This window comes from Streptomyces thermospinosisporus, assembly GCF_039526425.1.
GTDB classification, from domain to species: Bacteria; Actinomycetota; Actinomycetes; order Streptomycetales; family Streptomycetaceae; genus Streptomyces; species Streptomyces thermocarboxydovorans.
Map to the genome: position 1 here is coordinate 18399 of NZ_BAAAIZ010000025.1, position 16170 is coordinate 34568.

Below are 16170 nucleotides of genomic sequence, written 5' to 3' on the forward strand. Positions count from 1 at the left end.
CGCCCCGGCCGTCCGGCGCCTTCACCTGCCTTTCAGTGGAATACCGGCCCTGCTGTTGTGTGAAGCGGCATGTGCTACTTGGCGGAGCTCATGAGCACGTAGTCGTACATGCCGAGGTACGCCTGGGTGACCGTGACGTTGGCCGCGGACTCCGGACGGAACAGCAGGTTCTTGCGGTAGACGAGCGGCACCACGGTGGCGGTGTCCATCACCATCTTGTCGATCTCACCCCAGGTCTTGGTGCGCTCGGCGTCGTCGGTGTTGGCGATGCCTTCCTTGAGCGCCTCGTTGATCTTGGGGTCGTCCAGCTCCATCAGGTTGTTGCCGCCGGAGGGCTTGATGGCGGCGCCGTTGACGATCTGGTCCAGGAAGCCGTAGCCGGTCGGCCAGTCGGCACCCCACGCCATCGACATCATGCCGAGCTTGTGCTTGTGCACGTAGCTCGGGACACCGGCGAAGTTGGAGAAGTACTTGCCCGAGGGGAACTGCTTGATCTCGGCCTGGATGCCCACCTTCTTCAGGGCGTTCTGAATGGCGGTGGCGGCGGCGACCTCGGCGGGCCGGTCGGAGCGGGCCGTGAGGTTGGTGGCGAAGCCGTTCGGCTTGCCGCACTGCTTCAGCTCGTCCTTGGCCTTGTTGACGTCGCCCTTGTTGCCCGGTGTGGCGTAGGTGTCGAACTTGGTGTAGCCGTTCACCGTCGGCGGCAGCAGCGTGGTGGCCACGTCGCCCTTGGGCGAGCCGCCCATGGCGTCCACCACGGACTGCTTGTCGATGGCGTACTGCACGGCCTTGCGGCAGTGGATGTTGTCGAACGGCTTCACGTTCACGTTCAGCGCCAGGTACTGGGTGGCGCCGGCGTAGGAGATGTCCGTCTGCTTGGCCAGCTTGCCGGAGAGGACCTTCGGCTGGGTCTGCGGCTGCACACCCGTGCCGGCGGCGTCAGCCGTGATCTTGTCGGACAGCAGGTTGTTGTCGACGGTGACCGGGTTGACCTTGAACTTGATCTCGATCTTGTCCGGCAGCGCCTTGCGGACCGGGTCCGTCTTCGGGTCCCACTCCGGGTTGCGCACCAGGGTGGCGCTGCGGCCCTCCTGGTACGACTGGAACTTGTAGGGGCCGGAGGACACGATGTGCTGGACGTACTTCGCACCGTCGTCCTTCGCCTGCGGCACCGGGGCCGTCTGGGAGAACGTCGCCAGGTAGTCGAAGTCGGCGAACGGCTGGTTGAGGTGGAAGACGATCGTCTGGTCGTCCGGCGTCTCGATGGACTTGATACCCTCGGGCGACTTGTCCTTGTACGGGCCCTTGTACTTGTCGCCGCCCTTGAGGAACGCCTTGAAGTAGGTCGGGCCGTTGGACAGCGCCTCCGGCGCGAAGTTGGAGCGCTCGATGGCGTACTTGACGTCCTTGGACGTCACCGGGGTGCCGTCCTCGAACTTCACGCCCTTGCGCAGCTTGTACGTCCAGGTCTTGGCGTCCGCGCTCGGCTTGCCGAGGGACTCGGCGAGGTCGGGGACGACCTCGAGCCCCTCCTTGCCCGCGGCCGGTTTGAACGTCGTCAGCGTACGGCCGTAGAGGCGGGAGAAGTTCTGCACCCAGCCGTAGTACGTGTTGCCCGGGTCGAGGGAGTCCGGCACGTCCGAGTGCTGGTAGGTGACGGTTCCCCCCTTCTTGTCCGACGCGTTGACGATGGAGGTAAGCGCCGCGTCCTTCTTGGCGTTGCCTCCGTTGCCGTCGTCGTCCTTGCCACCACCGCCGCATGCGGCAGCGCCCAGCGACAACGCCAGGACCGACGCCACGCCGACGGTCACCCTTCTCGTCTTCACCTGAGGAAGCCCCCTCAATCGATGGATCACTTGCTGCGAGGGTCGAGGGCGTCACGCAGCCCGTCACCCAGCAGGTTGAAGGCCAGGACCGTGATGAAGATCGCCAGTCCGGGCACGAACATGTACTGCGGATCCGCCGTGTACAGATCCACGGCATTGCTGAGCATGCCGCCCCAGGAGGCCTGCGGCGGAGCGATACCGACGCCGAGGAAGCTCAGCGATGCCTCGAAGAGGATGTTCGTCGGGATGATCAGCGTCGAGTAGACGATGATCGGTGCGACGAGGTTGGGCAGCAGCTCCCGGAACACGACGTAGGGGCCGCGGGCGCCCATGCTGCGCGCCGCCTCGATGAATTCACGCTCCCTCAGACTCATCGTCTGCGCGCGCACGATACGGCCGATGTACGGCCAGCTGAAGAAGCCGATCACGAAGATCAGCACGCAGATGCGCAGCGGCAGGCCGTCCAGTCCGAAGAAGCCGTCCTGCACCGAGGCCGAGATGGAGATGGCGAACAGCAGCAGCGGGAACGCCAGGAAGGTGTCCATCATCCGGCTGATGATGGAGTCGACCCAGCCGCCGTAGTACCCGGCGAGCAGCCCCATCACGGTGCCGATCAGCACGGAGAGCAGCGTGGCACCGCCGGCCACCAGGAGGGAGACCCAGGAGCCGTCGATGATGCGGGCCAGCATGTCCCGGCCGTACTGCGGGTCGACACCGAGCGGGTGCTCCCAGCTCATGCCGCCCCAGCCGCCCTTGGGGGCCAGCAGGGCGGGGTCGATGAGGTCCTGGTTGAACTTGTCGGGATCCAGGCCGAAGACCCACTGGATGGGCTTGGAGAGCACCGCCATCAGGACGAGCAGGACGACCACCACACCACCGGCCATCGCCACCTTGTCGCGCTTGAAGCGCATCCAGGCGATCTGGGTGAGCGAACGCCCCTCGATCTGGCTCTTCTTGACCCCGGCGAGCACGGCCTCGGGCTGTGCTCCGGCTTCCGCCCCCGTGGTCTCGATCGGTGCGGTCACGGTGCGATTGACCCCTCTCGGGCCGGCGATCCGCCGACCCCCCCTTGCTGCCGCTGTAGCGGTCGCTTGTCTCGTACACAGGACCGACCGGCCCGTGTCTCCGGGAGTCTTCAACGCATCGGCGATCAGTTGCCAGACCTGGTCGTGAATGGATGCGTAAACGTGATGCTGTCCTGGGAATTCCGTTATCCGGACAGCGGCTAACGCGGGCCGGACATAGGCGAATCGGGCAAATCACGGCACACGGGAGCGTTTTGCCGCCGTCTACGCGCGTGAACCGCGCCCGGTGACGGCGGTGGGGCGGGGCGGCCGGGTGCGGCTCAGTAGGCGCCGGGGGCCGGGGGCTGGACCGGCGGACAGCCGTAGCCGGCGGCGGGCGCGGGGGCGGCCGAGGGGGCCGGGGCGTGGGCCTCGCGGTCGTAGAAGGGGCGGGCGTTGTGGCGCAGCCACATGGCGACCGGGTCGTGCTCGTCGCTCATCGCGACCGTGGACACCGGGAGGCCGTCCGGGATGGCGGCGAGGGACTGCTGCATCATCGTGCGCACCGAGTCCACCGCCTGCGGGGAGGTGTCGTACACATCCAGGCCGATGGCCAGGTACGGAGCGCCGAGCGCGGGCTGGACCCAGGCGCGGCGCAGGGAACGCACCGCCGGGGTGCGGTGGGCGTTCTGCGTGAGCAGGGCGTAGAACTGCGGGATCTCGACGGCCGGTTCGGACAGGCGCAGCGGCCCGGCGGGCTGGCGGTCGAGGCCGGTGGCGATGCGGCGCAGGTCGAGCCAGGGGATGCCGACGCCGCCGCCGGGGGCGTGCGGGTTGAGCCAGAGGCCGTAGTGGTCGGGGTAGAGGGCACGGGCCACGTCGAGGCCGTCGACCACCTCGTAGGAGCGGTTCCAGCCGCTCGCGGAGAGTTCCTGCGCGGAGGTGACGCACGGGGCGTAGCCGTGGCCGTCGACCTCCATGTGGGCGTACTGGGCGTCCGGGGAGCCGGCCTGGCCGTGCCACAGCAGCATCCAGACCTGGCCGGTGGAGGGGGTGGCGAGGGCGCGCAGCAGGGCTTCGTAGGCGTCGTAGCGCCCCGGCGTCACCTGGCGCAGCATGTGCTCGACCTGGCCGGTCGCGGCGGTGCCGCTCGCGCTCACTGTTACCGCCCCTCTGTGTCAACGCCGTGAGTGGACCTAGCTTAAGGGTCGCCCCGGAGCCCGGGGTCCGCCGTGCGGCTGCGGGCACGGGGCGCCGCGGCCGGCCGCACGGGCCCCCCGCACCCCGCGGGTCAGCCGGCCGGCCCCGCGGGTCAGCCGGCCGGCCGCTGGTAGAAGGGACGCACCCGCTCCCGCATCCAGGTGCCCACCGGGTCCTGCGTCACGTCCAGCAGGACCAGGTTGACCGGCCACGGGGTCGGCGCCTTGGCCAGGGCACGGCCGAGGGCCTCCAGCGGCCGGGCGCGCAGGTCGCCCTCCCACTGGGAGAGCTCCACGCCCACGAACATCACCGGATCGGCGGTCTCGATCGCCGCGAGGCAGCGGCGGGCGGTGGTGACGACGCCGATGGTGTCGAACTCCGCGGACGCCGCCGACAGGAAGCCGACGGGGTCGTCCTGCCAGTCCGGTTCGAACAGGCGGACGCGGGCACCGGAGGCCGGGCCGTCCAGCGGGGTGCGCCCGGCGCGGCACAGCTCGGCCACCGCGGGCGGCGGCAGCGGGATGCCGACGACCCCGCCCGGATTGATGGCGATGCCCGCCTGCGGCGGCAGACCGCGCGCGAACTCCACGGCGGGCGCGATGGTGTACGCCATGTGCGAGCCGGCGACCTGGTGGAACTGCTCCTCGGAGCTGAAGACGGGGACGTAGGCCTGGCCGTCCAGCTCCATGGCGGGCAGGTCGAGCGGGCCGCTGTGCGGGCCGCCGCCGTTGGGCAGCGGCACCCAGATGAAGCTGCGTCCCAGCACCTCGACGATCCGCCCGCCGGCCGAGGGCACACCGAGCGACGCGGAGAGCACCTCCTCCAGCTCGTTGCCGGGCCACCCGCCATGCGGATGGGGATGCGCCTGCGCCGGGAAGTCCGCGGAGAAGCCCGCCGGAATGTCCATCTGCCTACCGCCTGCCTGAAACACTGCCGTAGCCCAGAAGGCTAACGCGCCCCCAGCCCTCCGTTCTCCACGGCCGTGACCCCCGGTCAGCCCGTGAAGCCGATGCGCTGGAGGGCGTCGGCGGCGGGGCGGTCGAGGAGGACGGCCGAGGCGCAGCCCGGGGGGAGGTGGGCCTGGTGGGCTGCTTGGAGGAGGCGGTGGGTGGCGGTGCGGTGGCGGCGGAAGGCGTAGCGGGAGACGGCGCGGCCGCGGCGGCGCTGGCCCTCGAGGGCCGCGTCGGGCGGGACGTCGAGCAGGATCAGGTGCAGGGCGCCGCCGCGGCGGCGGGCCTCGCGGGCGAGCCAGCGGCGCACCCAGGTCTGGGTGCCGCAGTCGTGGACGACCAGGGGCTCGCCGGTGCGCAGGGCGCGGCGCAGGCCGGCGTAGTGGGCGAGGCGCACCAGGGGCCGGTAGCAGGCGTAGGGGAGGAAGCGGGGCACCCGGCTCGCCCAGCGGTCGCGCATGTCCTGGGAGTCGATGCGCCTGCCGCGCACCGTGCGCTGCATCAGGGTGGACTTGCCGCTGCCCGGCAGGCCGGTGACCGCGACCAGGTCGCGCGGGCCGAAAAGAAGCGCGCGCGGGCTGCGGCCCGCCCGGTCGCGCAGATCGCGGACGACGGGCGCGGGCAGCGGCGCGCACGTCTCCCGGGTGGGTGCGACGGGACTGCCGGGCAGCCCGACACCCGGGGTCGTGGCGTACGCCGTGATCCTGTTCACCGTATTCGTCCTCCCCTGGGGCCGGTCCTGTGGACCCCTCCCCGCCGAGTGTAAAGAGACGGTAATGCCCTGGTGGTGCGTTTTGGTCCGCGTTCCGGAACAGGCCTGTCACAGCCTGCTGTGATCGTCGTGCGCGCTGTGCGTCTGCTGAGAAGGGTCCCCCTGCCGAACGCCCGGGATGCGTGCAATGATGTGCGCGCCAACTGCATACCGGCCGTTTGAATCCGCGCGGGAGAGTCCCCGGCACCTTGCCGCCGGGGCGCCGAAGGAGCAAGTCCCTCCCTTGAATCTCTCAGGCCCCGTTACCGCGCGGGCGAGGCACATCTGAAAAGCGGGCCGCTGCCGCAGTGCTCCGGTGGCCCCACCCAAGGTGCAAGTCCTGATCGCCGCGACAGCGGTGGTCATGGCGAACCTCTCAGGTTCCGATGACAGATGGGGAGGAAATGTCCTCGCCTGTCATGCTTGGGAGACCGACCGATGAGCAGTACCGAACTCCGCCGCACCGCGCTCGATGCCGTGCATCGTGCCCTCGGCGCGACGATGACCGACTTCGCCGGCTGGGACATGCCCCTGCGCTACGGCTCCGAACGCGACGAGCACAACGCCGTGCGGACCAGGGCCGGCCTGTTCGACCTGTCGCACATGGGTGAGATCACCGTCACCGGCCCGCAGGCGGCCGCCCTCCTTGACTACGCCCTGGTGGGCAACATCAGCGGCATCAAGCCGGGCCGCGCCCGCTACACCATGATCTGCCGCGAGGACGGCGGCATCCTGGACGACCTGATCGTCTACCGGCTCGGCGAGACCGAGTACATGGTGGTCGCCAACGCCTCCAACGCCCAGGTGGTGCTGGACGCGCTGACCGAGCGCGCGGCCGGTTTCGACGCCGAGGTGCGCGACGACCGCGACGCCTACGCGCTGCTGGCGGTGCAGGGCCCCGAGTCCCCGGCCATCCTGGCGAGCCTCACCGACGCCGACCTGGAGAACCTGAAGTACTACGCCGGCCTGCCGGGCACGGTCGCCGGGGTGCCGGCGCTGATCGCCCGCACCGGCTACACCGGCGAGGACGGCTTCGAGCTGTTCGTGAAGCCGGAGCACGCGGTCGAGCTGTGGCAGGCGCTGACCAAGGCCGGCGAGGGCGCCGGGCTGGTGCCCTGCGGGCTGTCCTGCCGGGACACCCTGCGCCTGGAGGCCGGCATGCCGCTGTACGGGCACGAGCTGACCACCTCCCTCACCCCCTTCGACGCCGGTCTCGGCCGGGTGGTGAAGTTCGACAAGGAGGGCGACTTCGTGGGCCGCGCCGCGCTCGCCGAGGCCGCCGAGCGGGCCGCGCAGAACCCGCCGCGGGTCCTGGTCGGGCTGGTCGCCCGGGGCCGCCGGGTGCCCCGCGCCGGGTACGCGGTGGTGGCCGGCGGCGAGGTGATCGGCGAGGTCACCTCCGGAGCCCCGTCGCCGACCCTGGGCAAGCCGATCGCCATGGCGTACGTCGACACCGCGCACGCCGAGCCCGGCACCGAGGGCGTCGGCGTGGACATCCGCGGCACCCACGAGCCGTACGACGTCGTTGCGCTGCCGTTCTACAAACGCCAGAAGTGACACCGTCTTAAGCCGGACCACCGCGCGTGCCGCGCATCGGGGCACGTCCGGCCTGCTCACGCATGCCTCACCCAGGTCCCTGAGTCATCAGCCATCACCCCCGTACAGGAGAATTCAGGCCATGAGCAACCCCCAGCAGCTGCGTTACAGCAAGGAGCACGAGTGGCTGTCGGCCGCCGAGGACGGCGTCGCGACGGTCGGCATCACCGAGCACGCGGCGAACGCGCTCGGCGACGTCGTGTTCGTCCAGCTCCCCGAGGTCGGGGCCACCGTGACCGCGGGCGAGACCTGCGGCGAACTGGAGTCGACCAAGTCGGTCAGCGACCTGTACTCCCCCGTCTCCGGTGAGGTCACCGAGATCAACGAGGACGTGGTGAACGACCCCTCGCTGGTGAACTCGGCCCCCTTCGAGGGCGGCTGGCTGTTCAAGGTGCGCGTCTCCGAGGAGCCGTCCGACCTGCTCTCCGCCGCCGAGTACGACGCCCACATCGCCGGCTGAGGAGCCGTACGCCATGTCCGTTCTGAACACGCCCCTGCATGAGCTCGACCCGGCCGTGGCCGCCGCGGTCGACGCCGAGCTGCACCGCCAGCAGTCCACCCTCGAGATGATCGCCTCGGAGAACTTCGCGCCGGTCGCGGTCATGGAGGCCCAGGGCTCGGTCCTGACCAACAAGTACGCCGAGGGCTACCCCGGCCGCCGCTACTACGGCGGCTGTGAGCACGTCGACGTGGTCGAGCAGATCGCCATCGACCGGGTGAAGGAGCTCTTCGGCGCCGAGCACGCCAACGTCCAGCCGCACTCCGGTGCACAGGCCAACGCCGCCGCGATGTTCGCGCTGCTCAAGCCGGGCGACACGATCATGGGTCTGAACCTCGCGCACGGCGGGCACCTGACCCACGGTATGAAGATCAACTTCTCCGGCAAGCTCTACAACGTGGTCGCCTACCACGTCGGCGACGACGGCCAGGTCGACATGGCCGAGGTCGAGCGGCTGGCCAAGGAGAGCAAGCCGAAGCTGATCGTGGCCGGCTGGTCGGCCTACCCGCGCCGGCTGGACTTCGCCGCGTTCCGCCGGATCGCGGACGAGGTCGGCGCCTACCTCATGGTCGACATGGCGCACTTCGCCGGTCTGGTCGCGGCGGGCCTGCACCCGAACCCGGTGCCGCACGCCCATGTGGTGACCACCACCACGCACAAGACGCTGGGCGGCCCGCGCGGCGGTGTGATCCTGTCCACCGCCGAGCTGGCGAAGAAGATCAACTCGGCGGTCTTCCCCGGTCAGCAGGGCGGCCCGCTGGAGCATGTGATCGCTGCCAAGGCGGTCGCCTTCAAGGTCGCCGCGAGCGAGGAGTTCAAGGAGCGCCAGCGTCGTACGCTGGAGGGCGCCCGCATCCTCGCCGAGCGCCTGGTGAAGGACGACGCGAAGGCGGCGGGCGTGTCCGTTCTGACCGGCGGCACGGACGTCCACCTGGTCCTGGTCGACCTGCGCGACTCCGAGCTGGACGGTCAGCAGGCCGAGGACCGCCTCCACGAGGTGGGCATCACGGTCAACCGCAACGCCGTCCCCAACGACCCGCGCCCGCCGATGGTGACCTCCGGTCTGCGCATCGGTACGCCGGCCCTGGCGACCCGCGGCTTCACCGCCGAGGACTTCGCCGAGGTCGCGGACGTGATCGCCGAGGCGCTCAAGCCGTCGTACGACGCCCAGGCGCTGAAGGCCCGGGTCGCGGCGCTGGCGGAGAAGCACCCGCTGTACCCGGGGCTGAACAAGTAGCACAGAGCATCACCGGGGCGGCCGTGCCCGCCATGAGCCGGCACGGCCGCCCCGCCCCTTGAGCACCACCCCCGCTTCCTAGGAGTCCCCGTGGCCATCTCCGTCTTCGACCTGTTCTCGGTCGGCATCGGCCCGTCGAGTTCGCACACGGTCGGTCCGATGCGGGCGGCCCGCATGTTCGCCCGGCGGCTGCGCAACGAGGAGCTGCTCGGCTCCGTCGCCTCGGTCCGCGCGGAGCTGTACGGCTCCCTCGGCGCCACCGGTCACGGGCACGGCACGCCCAAGGCGGTGCTGCTCGGCCTGGAGGGCGACTCGCCCCGCACGGTGGACGTGGACACGGCCGACGAGCGGGTGGAGAAGATCAAGGAGAGCGGACGGCTGCGGCTGCTCGGCGAGCACGAGATCGCCTTCTCCTTCGACGACGACATGGTGCTGCACCGCCGCAAGGCGCTGCCGTACCACGCCAACGGCATGACCCTGTGGGCGTACGACGCCTCCGGCGCCGAGCTGCTGACGAAGACGTACTACTCGGTGGGCGGCGGGTTCGTGGTCGACGAGGACGCGGTGGGCGCGGACCGGATCAAGCTCGACGACACGGTGCTGAAGTACCCCTTCCGCACGGGGGACGAGCTGCTGCGCCTGACCAAGGAGACCGGTCTGTCGATCTCCGCGCTGATGCTGGAGAACGAGCGGGCCTGGCGCAGCGAGGAGGAGATCCGGGCCGGCCTGCTGGAGATCTGGCGGGTGATGCGGGAGTGCGTGCAGCGCGGCATGACCCGCGAGGGCATCCTGCCGGGCGGGCTGCGGGTGAAGCGCCGGGCCGCGAACACCGCGCGCAAGCTGCGCTCCGAGGGCGACCCGGGGGCCCTGGCCATGGAGTGGATCACCCTCTACGCGATGGCGGTGAACGAGGAGAACGCGGCCGGCGGCCGGGTGGTGACCGCCCCGACCAACGGCGCCGCGGGCATCATCCCGGCCGTCCTGCACTACTACATCAACTTCGTGCCGGGCGCCGACGAGGACGGCGTGGTCCGCTTCCTGCTCGCCGCCGGCGCCATCGGCATGCTGTTCAAGGAGAACGCCTCCATCTCCGGCGCCGAGGTCGGCTGCCAGGGCGAGGTCGGCTCGGCCTGCTCGATGGCGGCGGGCGCGCTGGCCGAGGTGCTGGGCGGCAGCCCCGAGCAGGTGGAGAACGCGGCCGAGATCGGCATGGAGCACAACCTGGGCCTGACCTGTGACCCGGTGGGCGGCCTGGTGCAGATCCCGTGCATCGAGCGCAACGGCATGGCCGCGGTGAAGGCGGTCACCGCCGCCCGCATGGCGATGCGCGGCGACGGCTCCCACAAGGTGTCCCTGGACAAGGTCATCAAGACCATGAAGGACACCGGCGCGGACATGTCGGTGAAGTACAAGGAGACGGCCCGCGGCGGCCTTGCGGTCAACATCATCGAGTGCTGACGCCCTCCGGCAGGCCCAGGGCCCTCAGGGTCCGGGCGGTGATGTCCTCGACCGTCCCCACGGCCTCGACGGTGCGCACCAGCCCGGCGTAGTGCCCGAGGACAGGCACGGTCTCGCGGTGGTGGACCCGCTGCCGGTGCCGGATGACGTCCTCCGTGTCGTCGGGGCGGCCCCGCGCGAGCAGGCGCCGCACCAGCACCTCCTCGGGCGCGGTGAACTCCACGACGGCGTCCAGTGCCTCGCCCCGGGCGGACAGGATCGCCGACAGGGCGTGCGCCTGGCGGACCGTGCGGGGGAAGCCGTCGAGGAGGAATCCCCGCGCGGCGTCCGGCTGGTCCAGGCGGTGCCGGACCATGTCCGTGGTGACGCGGTCGGGTACGAGTTCGCCCGCGTCCAGGAACCGCGCCGCCTCCCGGCCCAGGGGCGTCCGCCTGCCCACGTGGTCCCGGAACAGGTCGCCGGTGGAGACGTGAGGGACGCCGAGTCTCCGGCCGAGGATCTCCGCCTGGGTGCCCTTGCCCGCTCCGGGCGGGCCCATGAGAAGGATCCGCATCGTCGCCTCACCGGCCCCCGGCCGGTGCGGAGGCCGCCGCCAGGCCCGCGTTGATCAGCTCCATCACGGAGGCGTCCGCGAGGGTGCTGACGTCGCCCGTCTCACGGTTCTCGGCGACGTCGCGGAGCAGCCGGCGCATGATCTTCCCGGAGCGGGTCTTGGGCAGCTCGGGGACGACCAGGATCCGCCGGGGCTTGGCGATGGGCCCGATCTCCCGCGCCACGTGCTCGCGCAGCGCCGAGACCACCTCGTCGGCCGGTGTTCCGGCGGCGGCGCCGCGCAGGATGACGAAGGCGACGACGGCCTGACCGGTCGTCGGGTCCGAGGCACCGACCACGGCGGCCTCGGCGACCGTGGGGTGGGACACCAGCGCCGACTCCACCTCGGCGGTGGAGATCCGGTGCCCGGACACGTTCATCACGTCGTCGACCCGGCCCAGCAGCCAGATGTCGCCGTCGTCGTCGTAGCGGGCGCCGTCACCGGCGAAGTAGTAGCCGTGCTCGGCGAAGCGGGACCAGTACGTCTCCCGGTAGCGGTCGTCGTCGCCCCAGACGCCGCGCAGCATGGACGGCCACGGCTGGTCGAGCACCAGGTAGCCGCTCTCCCCCTTGCCGACCTCGCGGCCCCGGTCGTCCACCACCTTGGCGGAGATCCCCGGCAGCGGTGTCTGCGCCGAACCGGGCTTGGCGGGCGGCCCGCCGGGCAGCGGGGCGATCATCACGGCGCCGGTCTCGGTCTGCCACCAGGTGTCCACCACGGGCGCCCGTCCGGCGCCGAGGTGGGTGCGGTACCAGCGCCATGCCTCGGGGTTGATCGGCTCGCCGACGCTGCCGAGCACCCGGATCGAGGACAGGTCGTAGCGGGCGGGGATGTCCTCGCCCCACTTCATGAAGGTGCGGATGAGGGTGGGGGCGGTGTAGTAGACGGACACCCCGTACCGCTCGATGATCTCGAAGTGCCGCCCCTCGTGCGGGGTGTTGGGCGTGCCCTCGTACATCACCGAGGTGGTGCGGTTGGCGAGCGGACCGTAGACGATGTACGTGTGCCCGGTGATCCAGCCGATGTCGGCGGTGCACCAGTAGACGTCGCTGCCGGGGTCGAGGGAGAAGACCGTGCGGTGGGTGCAGGCGGCCTGGGTGAGGTAGCCGCCGGTGGTGTGCAGGATGCCCTTGGGCCGGCCGGTGGTGCCCGAGGTGTAGAGGATGAACAGCGGGTGCTCGGCGTCGAAGGCCTCCGGGGTGTGCTCCATGCTCTGCCGGTCCACCAGCTCGTGCCACCACAGGTCCCGGCCCTCGGTCCAGGGCACCGCGGTGCCGGTGCGGCGGACCACCAGGACGTGCTCGACGCCCGGCGTGTGGGCGGTCGCCTCGTCGGTGAGCGCCTTCATCGGCTCGGCCCTGCCGCGCCGGTACTGCCCGTCGGAGGTGATCAGCAGCCGGGCTCCGGCGTCCTCGATGCGGGACCTGAGCGCGGCCGGTGAGAACCCGCCGAAGACCACGCTGTGCGGCAGCCCGAGCCGGGCGCAGGCCAGCATGGCGAACACGGCCTCCGGGATCATCGGCAGCTGGATGGCGACCCGGTCACCGGCCCTCAGGCCCAGCGAGAGCAGGGCGTTGGCGGTCCGGCACACCTCGCGTCGCAGCTCGGCGTAGGTGATGGTGCGGGTGTCGCCGGGCTCGCCCTCCCAGTGGAAGGCGACCTGGTTGCCGTGCCCGGCCTCGACGTGCCGGTCGACGCAGTTGTAGGCGGCGTTCAGCCGGCCACCGGTGAACCAGCGCACGAAGGGCGCGTCGGAGCGGTCGAGGACCTCGGACCACTCGGTCTCCCAGTGCAGCTGCCCGGCCTGCCGTGCCCAGAACTCCAGGTCGGGCGCGGGACGTCGATCGGGGCGCGGGGACATGCGGCTTCCTCCAAGGGGGTGCGGGTGGGCGGCCAACGGGGTGCGGGCTGGGCGGTGACGGACGCGGCTCGGGGCGGGCACGTCCGTCACCAGGTCTCCACGGTGGCCGTTTCCGGTTGGTGCGAGGTTGGTGCCACCGGCCGGGGCTCCCAGGGGCGCCGGGCGCGGCGGTCGCGCAGCGGCAGGGCGAGACGGGGCAGCAGCGGCTCGGCGGTGCGGCGCCGCAGGGCGCCCTGCCACACGCCCCAGCCGTAGGCCAGGTCGTCCAGGCGGCGGATCGCGGTGTGGGTGAGCGGGTGGAGCGGGCTTCCGGAACGGTGGTGGTCGGCCAGCCCCTCGGCGAGGGCGGCGACGGCCAGCAGCCGGCGGGCCCGGCGGCTGACGACGGCCGCTCCCAGCGCAAGGGGCCAGTGGTGGCGGGTGGCGCAGCGCAGCAGCTGCTCGCCGGTGCCGCGCAGGGCGGCGAGTGCCAGCAGGGCGCCCGCGCGGGCCGGGTGGTCGGCGTCGGGCATGCGCCGGGTCACGCGGACGGCGGTGGCGGCGGTCAGCGCCAGCGCGCCGGCGGCCGGCAGCGGCCCCCCGCGCAGCAGCAGGGCGCAGGCCGCGAGGGACCAGGGCGCGGCGTACAGCGGGGGCACCCGGCCGGGGTGACGCAGGGCCAGGTCGGCGGCGCCGGTGCCGTATCCGGCGCGCTGGGCCAGCCAGTCGCGCAGACCGGTGCGGTGGCGGTGGCCCACGCGGACCTGCGGGACGTACCGCAGCCGCCAGCCCGCCTCGTGCAGCCGCATGCACAGGTCGACGTCCTCGCCGACCCGCATCCGCTCGTCGAAGCCGGTACCCACGGCCGAGCGGCGGACGACGACCGTGGCGCTCGGGACGTAGGAGAGCATCGACACCGGCACGACCGGCGCCTCCCGCTCCCCCATGTCGAGCGGCGAGCGGAGGTGTTCGTAGCGGTCCAGGAGTCCGGGGGCCGGCACGGGCAGGGCGACGATCCGGGGCGCGACCAGGGCCACGGCCGGGTCGGCGAAGTGGGCGAGCAGCGGCGCCAGCCACCCCGGTCCGGGCAGGACGTCGGAGTCGCAGAACGCGACGAAGGCCGTACGGGCGTGCCGCAGCGCGGTGTTGCGGGCGGCGGCCGGGCCGAGATTGCGGGGGTGGGTGAGCAGCCGGGCTCCGTGACGCCGGGCCACGCGCGCCAGGGCCTCGGGGTCCCGGGACCCGTCGTCGACGACCAGGACGGGCAGTTCGGAGGTTGCGGGGTCGGCGCGCAGGGCGGTGAGCAGGCCGTCGAGCTGGTCCGCCCGGTCCCGGACGGGCACGGCGAGGGTGGTGTCGCGGACCGGGACGGGCGCGGGACGGGGGTGGGCCACGCCCGCGTCCAGCAGGCGGCGCGCGAGGACGGCGCTCCCCGCGTCCCGCACCACGAGACGGCCGTCGGCCAGCAGCCGTACGGCGGCCGGTCCCAGGCGCAGCAGCCGCGGCGGCGAGCCGCCCAGCATGAGGTGACCGTCCTCGGAGCGGTGGGTGTCTCCGGCGAGTTCGACCGCGAAGCCGTCGGGGAGCCGGCTGTTGCCGGGTGCCACGAGGCTCACGGAACGGGAACGGGTGGTGCGTGCGACGTCCCGCGGGAACCAGGTCATGCCGTGAAGCCTCCGTCCGCGTGCAGTACGGAACCGGTGACCGCGCCGGACTCCGCCGAGCAGGCCCAGGCGACCACGGCGGCCGCCTCCTCGGGCTCCAGCGAACGCCCCGTCAGCTGCCGTTCGGCGAGCCGCTCGGGGTCGGGCAGGCCGTACAGGCCGGCGGTGGCGCGGAGCATGTCGGTGCGCGTGGCGCCCGGGGAGACGGCGACCGCGGTGACGCCGGTCTCCCGCAGGTCGCAGGCGAGGGCGCGGACCAGGCCGACCACGGCGTGCTTGGCGGCGCAGTAGGCGCCGAGCCCCCACAGGCCCCGGTGCGCGGCGGCCGAGGCTAGGGCGACGAACCGGCCCTGCCGGGGGCGGGGGCGGCGCAGCAGGGCGGGCACGGCGGCCCGCGCCAGGTGGACGACGCCGAGGAGGTCCACGTCGAGGAGGGTCCGCCACTGCGTGTCGCTCTGCTCCCACACCGGGCCGCCGCCCAGGATCACCGCCGCCGCGCCCACCGCGGCGTCCAGACCGCCGAACTCGGACTCGGCCAGCTCCACCGCGTCCCGCAGGGCATGGGCGTCGCGCACATCGGCGCGGATCGCACGGACCCGGGCGAACTCCCGTTCCAGCTCGTCGAGTTGTTGCGGCCCGGCGAGCGGGTACGGCACGTCCGGGTCGTCGGCGCACCGGTCGACGGCGACGACCGCCCACCCGTCCCGGGCGAGACGCCGCACCGTCGCGGCGCCGATGCCGCGGGCGGCGCCGGTGACCACGGCGACCCGGCGCCGCGTCATGAGGCTTCTCCGGGGCGGGACGCGACGGGCCGCGGCCGGCAACGGCCGGACGGCGGGGTGCGCAGCCGCCCGTGCCCGGACACCTCCCAGGCGCGGACGCCGTCCGCCAGCCGGTCCGCCATCCGCTCCAGGAGCCGTTCCCCCTCCCCGCCGCCGGCCCCGGCCGGGTCGCCCAGGACGCCGGACGGGCTGACTCCGCGCACGGACTCGGCGATCAGCCGGTCCATCAGCAGCCGGACGGGCTCGGTGCGCCCGGCGACCGCCCGCTCGGGGCGTACCGCCGCCGGGCGCAGCCGGAGCATCAGCGAGGTCTCGGTGCGGCCCGCGTGGGCGTCGGCGCCCGGGAGCGTGCACGGCCACCAGGCCACGTCCCGGCCCTCGCCGCGCAGCCCGGTCACCGCGTCGGCGAGGCCGGGCACATTGCCTCCGTGACCGTTGACCACCAGCAGGCGGCCGGCCCAGCGCAGCAGCGAGCGGCCGATCTCGGTGATCAGCAGCCGCAGCGCCTCGTGGCCGATGGAGACGGTGCCGGGGAAGCCCTCGTGCTCGCCGCTGGCGCCGTACGTCACCGGCGGCCCGATCACCACGTCCGTCCCGTCGGCGCCGAGCCGGGCCACCGCCCGCTCGGTCACCGCCCGGGCCACCGCGGTGTCGGTGTCCAGCGGCAGGTGGGGGCCGTGCTGTTCGCAGGAGCCGAGGGGCAGCAGGACGAGGGGACGGCGGTCCTCGAGGTCCGGCCAGGTCAGGTCCGCGAGGCGGGTGGTGGCCATG

14 protein-coding genes and 2 riboswitches are annotated in these 16170 nt (G+C 72.4%); of the genes, 4 read left to right on the forward strand and 10 right to left on the reverse strand.

All coding sequences use genetic code 11. From position 1 onward, the window contains the following. Positions 1–74: 74 nt before the first annotated feature. From ABD207_RS10425 to ABD207_RS10445, 5 genes are all read right to left on the reverse strand, one after another. On the reverse strand, positions 75–1826 hold the full coding sequence (locus tag ABD207_RS10425) for an ABC transporter substrate-binding protein (RefSeq protein WP_425580672.1): 1752 nt from the start codon (positions 1824–1826) through the stop codon (positions 75–77). Between the two features lie 26 nt (positions 1827–1852). After that, positions 1853–2851 carry an ABC transporter permease gene (locus ABD207_RS10430; RefSeq protein WP_344011859.1) on the reverse strand — a complete coding sequence of 333 codons (999 nt, stop codon included), beginning with the start codon at positions 2849–2851 and terminating at the stop codon, positions 1853–1855. Between the two features lie 320 nt (positions 2852–3171). After that, the gene (locus ABD207_RS10435) at positions 3172–3990 is read right to left on the reverse strand and encodes an enhanced serine sensitivity protein SseB C-terminal domain-containing protein (RefSeq protein ID WP_344011861.1); all 819 of its coding nucleotides are present in this window, start codon (positions 3988–3990) and stop codon (positions 3172–3174) included. Positions 3991–4142: 152 nt separating this feature from the next. Continuing rightward, entirely contained in the window at positions 4143–4937 is a 795-nt protein-coding gene (locus ABD207_RS10440; RefSeq protein WP_344011862.1) for an enhanced serine sensitivity protein SseB, read from the reverse strand. 86 nt (positions 4938–5023) lie between these two features. Beyond that, the gene (locus ABD207_RS10445; RefSeq protein ID WP_344011864.1) at positions 5024–5692 is read right to left on the reverse strand and encodes an AAA family ATPase; all 669 of its coding nucleotides are present in this window, start codon (positions 5690–5692) and stop codon (positions 5024–5026) included. 219 nt (positions 5693–5911) lie between these two features. Next, a riboswitch (glycine riboswitch) is annotated at positions 5912–6010 on the forward strand. Further along, a riboswitch (glycine riboswitch) is annotated at positions 6011–6134 on the forward strand. A 35-nt stretch (positions 6135–6169) separates the two neighbouring features. On the opposite strand from ABD207_RS10445, the gene gcvT reads away from it, so the two are divergent. From gcvT to ABD207_RS10465, 4 genes are all read left to right on the forward strand, one after another. Beyond that, the gene (gcvT, locus tag ABD207_RS10450) at positions 6170–7288 is read left to right on the forward strand and encodes a glycine cleavage system aminomethyltransferase GcvT (RefSeq protein ID WP_344011866.1); all 1119 of its coding nucleotides are present in this window, start codon (positions 6170–6172) and stop codon (positions 7286–7288) included. Positions 7289–7409: 121 nt separating this feature from the next. Next, positions 7410–7787, forward strand: coding sequence for a glycine cleavage system protein GcvH (gene gcvH / locus ABD207_RS10455; RefSeq protein ID WP_344011868.1), 378 nt, complete (start codon positions 7410–7412; stop codon positions 7785–7787). Between the two features lie 13 nt (positions 7788–7800). Beyond that, positions 7801–9063, forward strand: a complete 1263-nt coding sequence (gene glyA, locus ABD207_RS10460; protein WP_344011870.1) for a serine hydroxymethyltransferase — start codon at positions 7801–7803, stop codon at positions 9061–9063. A 90-nt stretch (positions 9064–9153) separates the two neighbouring features. After that, positions 9154–10521: an L-serine ammonia-lyase gene (locus tag ABD207_RS10465; protein WP_344011872.1), complete on the forward strand. Its 1368-nt coding sequence runs from the start codon at positions 9154–9156 to the stop codon at positions 10519–10521. On the opposite strand, the gene ABD207_RS10470 is transcribed toward ABD207_RS10465, so the two are convergent. The 5 genes from ABD207_RS10470 to mftE are packed head-to-tail and all read right to left on the reverse strand — an operon-like array spanning position 10508 to position 16169. Beyond that, positions 10508–11074 (reverse strand): adenylate kinase, encoded by a 567-nt coding sequence (locus ABD207_RS10470; RefSeq protein ID WP_344011874.1) that lies wholly within the window; start codon positions 11072–11074, stop codon positions 10508–10510. The genes ABD207_RS10465 and ABD207_RS10470 overlap by 14 nt on opposite strands. 7 nt (positions 11075–11081) lie before the next feature. Then, positions 11082–13010: an acetate--CoA ligase gene (acs, locus tag ABD207_RS10475; protein ID WP_425580676.1), complete on the reverse strand. Its 1929-nt coding sequence runs from the start codon at positions 13008–13010 to the stop codon at positions 11082–11084. 50 nt (positions 13011–13060) lie between these two features. Then, positions 13061–14617: a mycofactocin biosynthesis glycosyltransferase MftF gene (mftF, locus tag ABD207_RS10480; RefSeq protein ID WP_344011877.1), complete on the reverse strand. Its 1557-nt coding sequence runs from the start codon at positions 14615–14617 to the stop codon at positions 13061–13063. Then, on the reverse strand, positions 14614–15399 hold the full coding sequence (locus tag ABD207_RS10485) for a mycofactocin-coupled SDR family oxidoreductase (protein WP_344011879.1): 786 nt from the start codon (positions 15397–15399) through the stop codon (positions 14614–14616). The genes mftF and ABD207_RS10485 overlap by 4 nt, the downstream gene beginning before the upstream one ends. Then, complete coding sequence (gene mftE / locus ABD207_RS10490) at positions 15396–16169, reverse strand: mycofactocin biosynthesis peptidyl-dipeptidase MftE (RefSeq protein WP_344011881.1); 774 nt, start codon at positions 16167–16169, stop codon at positions 15396–15398. The genes ABD207_RS10485 and mftE overlap by 4 nt, the downstream gene beginning before the upstream one ends. Position 16170 lies beyond the last annotated feature (1 nt).

What these genes read in the sequence shown, in the direction of transcription:
- ABD207_RS10485 (WP_344011879.1), bottom strand. Translation starts at nt 15,399, where the DNA reads ATGACGCGGCGCCGGGTCGCCGTGGTCACCGGCGCCGCCCGCGGCATC.
- gcvH (WP_344011868.1), top strand. Translation starts at nt 7,410, where the DNA reads ATGAGCAACCCCCAGCAGCTGCGTTACAGCAAGGAGCACGAGTGGCTG.
- gcvT (WP_344011866.1), top strand. Translation starts at nt 6,170, where the DNA reads ATGAGCAGTACCGAACTCCGCCGCACCGCGCTCGATGCCGTGCATCGT.
- glyA (WP_344011870.1), top strand. Translation starts at nt 7,801, where the DNA reads ATGTCCGTTCTGAACACGCCCCTGCATGAGCTCGACCCGGCCGTGGCC.
- mftE (WP_344011881.1), bottom strand. Translation starts at nt 16,169, where the DNA reads ATGGCCACCACCCGCCTCGCGGACCTGACCTGGCCGGACCTCGAGGAC.
- mftF (WP_344011877.1), bottom strand. Translation starts at nt 14,617, where the DNA reads ATGACCTGGTTCCCGCGGGACGTCGCACGCACCACCCGTTCCCGTTCC.
- ABD207_RS10440 (WP_344011862.1), bottom strand. Translation starts at nt 4,937, where the DNA reads ATGGACATTCCGGCGGGCTTCTCCGCGGACTTCCCGGCGCAGGCGCAT.
- ABD207_RS10470 (WP_344011874.1), bottom strand. Translation starts at nt 11,074, where the DNA reads ATGCGGATCCTTCTCATGGGCCCGCCCGGAGCGGGCAAGGGCACCCAG.